The organism is Lyngbya sp. CCY1209 (assembly GCF_055795065.1).
Genome location: NZ_JAYFER010000655.1, coordinates 19,909 through 30,025 on the forward strand (window position 1 = coordinate 19,909; position 10,117 = coordinate 30,025).

A 10,117-nucleotide genomic window follows, 5' to 3' on the forward strand; every position below is an offset into this window, starting at 1 on the left:
CTCTCAGTCTCCCCCTTGCGAAGCGGGAGAGGTAGAAAAGGCTTCCCAGGCGGCTTGGAAAAAGTCCCGTTCGCACAGCATGGCGTAATTGTAGATGCTTTCGGCTCCGGCGCGATCGCAAATATAGCGATCGCCGAGGGTTTCCAATTGTTGGGCGAGTTCTTCAAAGTCCTCGCCGCTGTAGGTTTCGATCCAGTCGGAATAGGAATGTTTGGGAATTTCGGGGGCGGCGAGTTGTTGTCCTAAAAAGGCGTACAATCGCAGACAGGGCATCATTGCCGCCGTGATGTATCCCACATCTCCCCCCCAGGCGGTGGCGAGGAGAAAGTCGGTGTAGCGACGGGTGGCGATCGCGGGTTGGGTTCCGGCGAGGTTGACTCCCCATTTTTGAGCATAACTGCCGTGCAGTTGCAGTTCTTTTAAGACTCCATCTCCGAGGGCGTGAAAGGTTCGGAAACCCTCCCAATCGGGGGTTTTGGCGGCGGCGATGCTGTAGGCGCGGGCGAAGGAACCGAGGAAAAAGGCGTCCTGTCCAATATAGTGGCGAAAGCAGGTTTCGGGGAGGGTGCCGTCGGCGATGCCCCGGACGAAGGGATGATTTAAGCAGGCTCGGGCGAGATCCTGATGGGCATTCCAAAGTTGAGTAGATATCATTAAATCAGTCTGTTTGATTGACTTTGATATAATGTTTATTTTAGCATCATTGTTTCCAAATTTCAATCCGGGCCTAAATTGAACCACAGAGGCACAGAGGACACGGAGAAGGGGTTATCACTATCCAATCCGGTCAAATTAATCCTATCAAATTGGGAGTTTTATGATGAGCGATCGCAAAGTCATCCACCTCGCAAACCGCCTCAGTTTGGGGTTGAAGCAAGGACAAATTGACGACATTAAAAAGACGGGGATTTCGGGATATATTAACTCGCAGCTCAATCCGGTGGCGATTCCGATACCCGAACAACTGCAACGGCAACTGCAACCGTTGAACACGCTCCCCTGGCAACCGGGAAAGCTTGTATTTGAACAAAATCGGATAGTCAATGAGGCGAAAAAACTGGATTTAGATCGGCGATCGCTGCAAAAAGTTCGCCGACAATTTCAGCAAAGAGTTATTAATCAGGTGAGACTCGGACGGCTGATTCGAGCCTTGCATAGTCCCCGAGAGTTGGAAGAAGTGATGGTAGATTTTTGGTTCAATCATTTCAATGTTTTCGGGATGCAGGGATTGGCGAGAATTTGGATCGGTTCCTACGAAGAACAGGCGATCAGACCCCACGTTTTCGGTAAATTTCGGACGCTTTTGGGGGCGATCGCACACCATCCCGCCATGTTATTTTATCTCGATAATTGGCAAAATACTGCGCCGGGTAGTCCGGGGGCGACGGGGAGATTTAAGGGTTTGAACGAGAATTATGCTCGGGAATTATTGGAATTACATACCTTGGGAGTTGATAGCGGATATACCCAGAAAGATGTGATGGAATTGGCGCGGATTTTGACAGGTTGGGGATTGCCGAAACCGGGCGATCGCGCCGGAGATGAAGATGGATTTTATTTTGATGAAACGCGCCACGATTTTGATGATAAAATATTATTGGGAAAAACGATAAAAGGACGGGGGATTGAAGAAGTTGAAGAGGCGTTGGATCTGTTGGCGAATCACCCCTCTACGGCCCAAAATATCGCCTACAAACTCGCCCAGGCTTTCGTGGCGGACGAACCCCCCGAGTCTGTGGTGGTTGATTTGAGCGATCGCTTTTTGGAGACGGGTGGGGAGATCAGAGAAGTGCTGAAAACCCTATTTAACAGTACAGATTTTTGGGATGAAAGGAATTACAACGCCAAATTCAAAAATCCCTATCGTTATATAACCTCTATTATGCGTGCGATCGGAGAAGTCAGCAATTTCAACCCAATTAATGGCATTTTAAATCAACTGGGAATGCCGCTGCACGCCTGTCCGTCCCCCGACGGTTATAAAAACACTCAACAGGCTTGGTTGAATCCTGATACGATGGTTCGCCGCAGCAGTTTGGCGGTGCCTTTGGCGGGGGGGTTACTCCACGAAGGAAATCCCGTCGATGCCAACCAGTTGGGGGAAACCTTGGGGATTACATTATCGCCTAAAACTCGTCAAGTTTTGGAAGAAAGTCCGGAAAACTTGAGGGGTGCTATTTTACTGGGAAGTCCCGAATTTATGCGATATTGAAATAGGGCAGGTATTTCACCACAGAGGCACAGAGGACACGGAGAAATCCCTTGATAATTATAGTGGTTTTCGCTCCAATGAGATCCGGTTGATCCCCCTAAATCCCCCTTGAACTCCCCCCTTACAAAGGGGGGGTAGGGGGGGATGGGGACTTTGAATTATTCCGAGCATTCAATCTGATTTGATATGATAACACAACAGAACCGAGTCCACGCTTAGTGGACTTTTGCTATTAGCCTTGAAATTTATTTCAAGGCGGGTGAACCGATATGGCGACTGCAATAATTCCCGATCGCGTGAGAATATTCAACTTATTTTGATGTGGATATTTGACCGAATTTGCTCGGGATTAAAAATGGTCGTATTTGCCAGCGATCGCTCAATCCTATAAAATAGAATTCAGACCTAAATCGTAACAATAGCCATGCCAAAATATATCATGTTCGGAAGCTACTGCGAAAACGTCCTCGAAAAGCGGGCACCTCACCGTCAGGCACATTTGGACGGATTAAAGCAGCAAAAAGAATCGGGAGTTTTGGTGACACTCGGTCCCACCAAAGACACCACCAAAGTTTTCGGCATCTACGAGGCTGAAGACGAAGCCACCGTCCGGGAGTTGGTGGAAAACGATCCCTACTGGAAAAATGGCATCTGGACGGAGTACGAAGTTAAGGAGTGGATTCAGGCGTTTTAAGGTGGTTCACCCACTGAGAAAAAATTGACTGGGGGGTAGACCTGCGGGGTCTACCCGTAGTACACTGGAGGGATGCAGGGTATCAGTGAATGCCATGAATGTTTTAGAACAGGGTTCGGACGATTTAGCACCCGTCGATTACAGCGATATATTGCAAAAAATATTGGGGTTAGTTCGCCAGGAAAATCCGTTTAAAATATCGAAAGATGGAAATCATCTGATCGTCGATTTGGATGCGATCGCCACTCAAATTGCTGTTGCCAAAATTCAGAGTCCCATCACTTCCAGTCAGCGAGTTCGTTCCGCAACGGTTAATTTTAGTCCCAGTTTTCAGCCAAAATTTCCGGGGTTGATTCGCGACATACGAGATCAATTAAAACAGAATCTATCGGATTGCGTCCAAACTCAAAATTTTGAGAGTATCGAACAATTTGTCAAGAGCTATCTTGAAAATTTACAGAGGGGAAGTTCAAACCAACTCGGTTTATTGTATAATTTCCCGGCGACTGCATCCGTACAGAAATCCGGGTTGGAAACGCGGCGGGATGATGTGGGAAGCAAGTCTTTGCTGAAATTCCACAAACTGACGATTTCGGTTCGCCATATCTCGCGGTTTCAAGCCGATCTGATCGCTGGAGTGAAAAACCACCTGGAACAAAGACTTGGAGACGAATTTGAGAACAATCGAGATGATATCGAAGAACAAATCGACGATTTAGAAGAAAATATCAATTCCGACTTCTACAAATTGCGGCGGGTGGTGGATACGGAATCCTTGGGGAAACTGAAAAAAGAAGCGAAAATTCGCTATTTGGAATACCTGCGAGATAATTTGGAAACCCAGGATCATCCCGATTTGGTTTATTTGCAGGATTTGATTCGGCGACTGAAAGCGATCGAGGAATATATTGGAAATCCTGACAAGCAGGATGGCGATTATGATGTCAGCTATGGCGGGGAAACCATCAATTATCGGGAAGTCTTTTCGCGATCGGAAGCCTTCGATCCCCTTCCCATCATTCCCATCGTCACCGACAGTTTGGGGGAAACCACCTCTTCCGACGGCAGCGATCGCACTTTTACATTTGGCTTGAAACTGAAATTTAACAATCCCGTTCAGGCTCGCGGCGGGGATAAAGCCTTCGACTATCATTTGAAACGGATCAATCCGGAGAGTTCGGAACATAAAGAAGAAGTCAGCCAAGATTCCGCAAAGTTTTATAGAAAACTGTTGAAGTGGGTGTTTCTCTACTATTTTGCGTTTGCAACCCACGGAAATCCAGAAGATCCCAACTACGATCGCCAATCCGAACTCACCTATGATGTTATCGAAAACTTTGAAAAGCGAGTTTTACCCATCCTAAAAGGAAGTGATGAGGACAAAAAAACCCGGTTATTGAAAAATTTCGTGTCGAGATTTGAAGAATTAAATGTCCGCCACAAAATCAAACGGCTCAAAAAGTTACTCCACGGTTTCATCGAACAAAAAACTATTCTACAACCCCGGTACTTCTCCCTTCAGATTGGCGTCAATCGCGGCATCTTAAAACGAGATCCTGATAGCCTGATTGAAGGAATGTTCTTTAATGATGTCGTCAGAGAGAATCCGAAAAAATGCCTTCAGTACATCACCATCGGCGAGTCTTACCCCGACGAGCAGATGTTGTGTCAGCTTCCCGCTCATCTCAAAATTGAAGATATCCGCTATTATCAAACGACAGAGCATGAGGAATTTAAAATTGCCTACTCTGATTTAAAAAAAGTGCGAGCGTTACCGGTATTATTCGTTCCCAATAGTAAACTGAGTGAAGAAACCAGGGGAAAAAATTTTAATGCCATTAAATGTATCGTTTTTCCCTACAATCCCCGCCGCCTGGATAAAGATCAATTCAACTCGGTACAGGCTTTTGTTTATCAGTTTACAATGTCCTTGCTGGTTTACATCACGCTGCGGGTACTTCTCGACGATGTTAAATATATGGTGTTTGTTCCAATTTTGCGGTTTCACGAAGGGACATCGGAAAAACCGTCTCCTTCTGAGGAGTTTATGGCGGATTTATCGAAAGTTATTGCTCATTTTTTGAACGAGAAATATCGCTCTAATTCCCAAGGAATCCGTATTCAAGACATCAATAGGTTTAAATTACAAAATGCTTTAAGTTCCCTCTATTCAGTTTTGCCTCGAACCTTCACATTTACCGAATCTCTACCGCGACAGGATTCGTCATCTCCCCTGGATAAGTTGGCTTTAATTGTGGTGTCGAGCGTCGAAAGTGACGGGTTGCGAACCAATCGCGATCGCCAAGATCGAATTTTAACTCTATTTGGCGAAGCGGTGGGAATCACCAACAATTCGGGTACGGTTCGGATGCAACTGCTGAAAACCTTTTCCGCCAATTATCGCGATCGCAAATTGTACGCCGAACCGTCTATCCTGAAAGATACCGTCGATTACCTTTATAAAAAACTGGGATACCGTCACTTTTTATATGTAGCTCAGGCTCCCTACACGGACAATCTCAACTTGACGCAAGTTCAAGACGAAAGCCAGTATTATTTCATGTCACCCACCTTGATAAAATTCCTGGTTGCCGATTTGGATGACATCTACCTGTATCCCATATTTTTCAATAAATACTATGTCAAGAAATCAAAACGTCTTTCTGAGAGTTCCTACAGTCTCAACAGTACGGAACAGTTGTTGAATTTAATGGAAGATGAAAGTCATAAGGTGGTGTTATTCTTCAACCTGTTTAATGGTTTGTCGGTTGGAAAAGGGGACGATCGCTTTTATAACGGTGTCATGTCTTACTCTACCCTGGTGAATATTTATCCGAAAGTGTTCGATGATAGCGAGATTCGCCGGGGATTGATTGAAGAGGGTTCTCTGAAACAGGATATCCTCCAATATTTGACGCTATTTCACTTTTATCGATTGGAAAAAAATACCGGAAGAATACAGCTCAAACTCGATCCCTACGATCGCATCATCGGTGACGAGTCGTTGCGGAAACAGGCGGTATTTAACCACATGAGGGGAGATGTCAAATTTAATACCCTCGCTTTTTTGGCTGAAGTCAATTCGAGTTTGTATTCTGAAACAGTTGAATGACAGCCAGGATGGCTGTGCTACTCGGTAAGGAAGGAGGTTTTTTGATGGTTGCGGAGAATTTGGGACGGCTGTTTGAGGTGGGTTTCAATATCGGAGTTTTGGCGGCGATCGCCAAAATTGAACTGTCCCACAATTTCGGCGATTTGTATCGTCGCGATCTCGAAAATTTGCGATTTCCCAAAATGCGACAGCAAATCGTCAAGGATGGGAATATTATCGATCCAGCGGATATTGAAAAGGTGAAAAAATGGGGATTATTTTTGATCCAGAAAGGTTGGCTGTCGGGATTTAACTTTTTTCGGGAATATGTGGAATCGCTGGGAAAAGATGTATCCAAATATGAAATCGTTTACTATCAATGCTGTTTTTCTGGCGACAACAGTATCAAACAATATCCCAAAGATGGCAGTCTGGAAGTGTCGGAGTGGTTGTCTCAGTTGGGAGATGCGATCGCTCCCTCTGAATTGAATCGATATCGGGAAAAATACAGCGGAAAAGGGGAGTTTTTAAAAGCCGATACCCTGATGTTACTCCGACGGCGGCGAACTTTGAAAATATTGGCGATCGACTTATCAGTTTTTTCGGTAAAGGAAACTCAGGATCTCCTCGATTTACAGGATAAAGATTTAGTCAACCAGCGGCGACTGTTGTGGCGGGAGATTAGCTATCTGAAGTCGAAAAGTGCCTTTGCCAAGCTGCGACTTGATACCGGGACGGATGCCGATCTGGATCTCGAATTTTCCGATAACTTGAAACACTACTTTACCGCTTTCAAGCGACGGGACAAAGAAAGTACAAAACTGATTCAAGCCGCCAGTTATGCCTACAGCTTTTATGGCTTTTTGCGGGAAGTCGGCATCGTCAACTCCGAGACAGATACAATCATTAATGCGGTGGGATACAGCGATCGCGGCATTAGTTCGATATCTCTCAACCCGAAACATTCCCAACATCTGGATTTGCTGAAAACCTGCAACAACATCTATAAAAATGAACCCAGAGACGAGGAAATCGCGACGGCTAGAAAGCAGGTTTTGCAGACCATTCGTCGCAACCTGAAAAAAAGCTTTGAGGACGGAAATGCCTGGATCGATAAGCTATCCCATATCCAACCCGATCGCATCAATATCATCCCCCCACACACCGAAATTATCGATCACTTTAGTTCCACTTTGGAATTGAGACAACCCCACGCAGAAAAGGTGAAAGCTGCACTCGCCTCCGATAATACCTATATTTTTCTAACCGGAAATCCCGGTATCGGCAAAACGACCGCGATCGTCGAGTTTTTAAAAACCCACATCGACGAAGGATTTCTCTTCTTTTATGTCAGTCCCCGCAAACAGGTCAATTTGGATATTATCGAGAAATTCAAGAACCCAGAAACCAAGGAAATTTGCGACGATCGCCTGTTTTGCATGACCACCAACTCGACCCTAATTGACAATTACGCACCCGCCAAAGCGGTCAATTACTTATCCCAACAAAAGCAAGGTGATTTTTCCCATCACGCCGTCACCTTTGTCGATCTCAACGAGCCTCCCAAACCCTTCAAATCCCATCAAAATGCCGTTCAAAGAATCACCGAAAGCCGCCTCAAAAACGCTCCCCACAAACGACCTGGAGTTTTATCAACCCTGTGTGAAGCCGTCCGCCACGCCGTCAACGATCGCATCTCCAACAATATCGTCGCCACCGCCTGCATTCAGTCCCTCAGAATTACCGCCACCGGCCGCAATACCCTGGAAAATTTCAGGATCATTTTTAAAGATGCCTACAATAAGCGATCGGGAACCGTCAACTCGAAAAAAATGGGGGAAATTTCCGGCCGCATCAAACATCTGTTTATCATGATCGACGAGATTACCGGAGATCACAGTGGCGTGGATTTTTTGAGTGAAATCAAGAAAATTATCGGCGAGTATGAATTGAGCGATCGCCGCCACGGCTTCAACACAAAAGTCATCGTCGCCGACGCCTCCATCGTCGATCCGGAAGTGATCACACAGCATCTCTCCGAAACGTCCGCCGAACCGGACAAAATCTTTTTCCGCCGGGTATCGGATTTGGAAATACCTCCCCTGTCCCAACGAGAATTTAAGTTCAACCGTTTGCCGGCGATCGCCATTAACGCCAATTCCTACCCCGCCAAACAGTTGTCAATCACTTATAAAGCATTTGTCGAATCGGTCAAATTTAACGAAGAGAAATTTTTCAAACAGAAAGATAAACTCTCGACAACGATTTTACAGCAAATTCTGGACGATATCAACGCACTCCGCAGCCGTCCCGGGACGGGTCAAATTTTGGTTTATATTCAAAATAAACAGAAATTACAGCAGTTGATCGAATCGATCCAAAAACAGGAACCATTTGTCAAAAATGAAGATTATCTGGAAGTGCACGCCAACCTTTCGGAATCTGACAGAAAGGAAATCGGTTTGTATCGCGATCGCGTCAAAGTTGTATTTATGACCTCCTCTGCCAGTCGAGGTCTGTCTTTCCCAAAATCCCAACATATTTTGGTGGAAATTCCCCAGTTTCAAGTCGAGAGTAACTTGATGGAAATCATCCAAGTTATCTATCGCTGTCGGGGAGAGTTTTCGGAAAATGGAAAATCCCAAACTTTGGATAATACCGATAAAGAATTGACGTTTTATCTGTGCGATCGCGCGGTTTATTACGGCGACGACAGCGACCCCGAACTCTCCATCCAAGAAAGCGTTCTCAACCTATTTAACTTATTGTTAATCCTCAAAACCGCCATCATGACCCGCATTCGCGGTTATGGCAAAATCGGACGGGATCATTTCTTAATCATTCCCATCGGCGGCAAGTCCCTGTCCGCCTCCGGCGAAAGTCTGACCGGTCAACTGGCGACCCTAATTAAGGAGTTAAAAAAAGAATATCATAGAAACCGTAAAAATACAACCCTAGCAGAAATTTATGATAGCCTCCAGAATCTCCTCAGTCGGGGGGAATTTTTGCTGAGGCCGGATGGAGGCGAAAAACGCCAAAATTTATCCTATTTAGATTTACGAGAACAATTCAATCACGGTTTTGAAAAACGCTGCGATCGCCTGGATAATTTGCTGGATATCGGCAATATCGAACCCGGTCATACTTTCGGCAGCCTGCTACTGGTTCCCCTCAAAAATCAAAACTTAGAAGAAACCTACGAAATCCGGCTGTCAGAAATCGAAACCCACGCCACCGACGCACTGCGGAATAAAATGATCGCCATCCGGGAAAGTTCCCAATACCCGGAAAGCCTGCGATCGCTAATGGGACGCGCGATCGCACTGATCGATAAACTCAAAGAACCCCGCGATCGCACCCAGCGACTCGAACAACACAACCGCTGGAGTGACCAATATTATGCAATTCCTTTATTTGCGTTTATCGTCGGCGACATCATCCGCGACTATTTCCAAAATGAACCGTTAAAAAATGACCAAAAACCGGAAGACGAAGACAACAATTTTCGCGTCATTTTGAGTCAATATATCCACCAACTCTACCCCGCAGAACAGGTATTACCCATCGGCGATCGCTACCGAGAATTTCCCTTCGTCATCTTCAGAAGCTACAGCCTCAAACAGATGCGATCGAAACTTTTCACCGATCGCTATCTCCTCACCTCCACCGAATTAAATGTCCTCAATCTAATCCTCATGAAAAGCAACCCAATTGATCAATAAAAACTGTAGGGGCAAGCCTCTGTGCTTGCCAATCATATAGGCTTGCCAATCATACAGCCAACTGTAGGGGCAAGCCTCTGTGCTTGCCAATCATATAGGCTTGCCAATCATATAGTGCTTGCCAATCCTATAGTGCTTGCCAATCATATAGTGCTTGCCAATCATACAGCCAACTGTAGGGGCAAGCCTCTGTGCTTGCCAATCATATAGTGCTTGCCAATCATATAGTGCTTGCCAATCCTATAGCCAACTGTAGGGGCAAGCCTCTGTGCTTGCCTATTTATCTAAAATGATGGCTTGCTTCCATTTATCCTCTAACAAGGGCAACCCTATAAGGTTGCCCCCACAGAATTTTAAACAGAATTTTAAACGGGCAACCCTATAAGGTTGCCCCCACA

At 45.6% G+C, this 10,117-nt stretch carries 5 protein-coding genes; 4 read left to right on the forward strand and 1 reads right to left on the reverse strand.

Annotated features, from left to right (window positions below; translation table 11 throughout):
• Positions 1 to 3: 3 nt before the first annotated feature.
• Positions 4 to 654, reverse strand: a complete 651-nt coding sequence (locus AC0QHF_RS27110; RefSeq protein ID WP_324707399.1) for a TenA family protein — start codon at positions 652 to 654, stop codon at positions 4 to 6.
• A 163-nt stretch (positions 655 to 817) separates the two neighbouring features.
• Here AC0QHF_RS27110 and AC0QHF_RS27115 point away from each other — a divergent pair, with 163 nt between their 5' ends.
• From AC0QHF_RS27115 to AC0QHF_RS27130, 4 genes are all read left to right on the forward strand, one after another.
• Positions 818 to 2,212: a DUF1800 domain-containing protein gene (locus AC0QHF_RS27115; RefSeq protein WP_324707400.1), complete on the forward strand. Its 1,395-nt coding sequence runs from the start codon at positions 818 to 820 to the stop codon at positions 2,210 to 2,212.
• 424 nt (positions 2,213 to 2,636) lie between these two features.
• Positions 2,637 to 2,906 carry a YciI family protein gene (locus tag AC0QHF_RS27120; protein ID WP_324707401.1) on the forward strand — a complete coding sequence of 90 codons (270 nt, stop codon included), beginning with the start codon at positions 2,637 to 2,639 and terminating at the stop codon, positions 2,904 to 2,906.
• A gap of 94 nt (positions 2,907 to 3,000) precedes the next feature.
• On the forward strand, positions 3,001 to 6,018 hold the full coding sequence (locus tag AC0QHF_RS27125; RefSeq protein ID WP_324707402.1) for a magnesium transporter CorA family protein: 3,018 nt from the start codon (positions 3,001 to 3,003) through the stop codon (positions 6,016 to 6,018).
• A gap of 44 nt (positions 6,019 to 6,062) precedes the next feature.
• Positions 6,063 to 9,719: a helicase-related protein gene (locus AC0QHF_RS27130; RefSeq protein WP_324707403.1), complete on the forward strand. Its 3,657-nt coding sequence runs from the start codon at positions 6,063 to 6,065 to the stop codon at positions 9,717 to 9,719.
• The last annotated feature ends 398 nt before the right edge of the window (positions 9,720 to 10,117 follow it).

What these genes read in the sequence shown, in the direction of transcription:
- AC0QHF_RS27110 (WP_324707399.1), bottom strand. Translation starts at nt 654, where the DNA reads ATGATATCTACTCAACTTTGGAATGCCCATCAGGATCTCGCCCGAGCC.
- AC0QHF_RS27125 (WP_324707402.1), top strand. Translation starts at nt 3,001, where the DNA reads ATGAATGTTTTAGAACAGGGTTCGGACGATTTAGCACCCGTCGATTAC.
- AC0QHF_RS27130 (WP_324707403.1), top strand. Translation starts at nt 6,063, where the DNA reads ATGGTTGCGGAGAATTTGGGACGGCTGTTTGAGGTGGGTTTCAATATC.
- AC0QHF_RS27115 (WP_324707400.1), top strand. Translation starts at nt 818, where the DNA reads ATGATGAGCGATCGCAAAGTCATCCACCTCGCAAACCGCCTCAGTTTG.
- AC0QHF_RS27120 (WP_324707401.1), top strand. Translation starts at nt 2,637, where the DNA reads ATGCCAAAATATATCATGTTCGGAAGCTACTGCGAAAACGTCCTCGAA.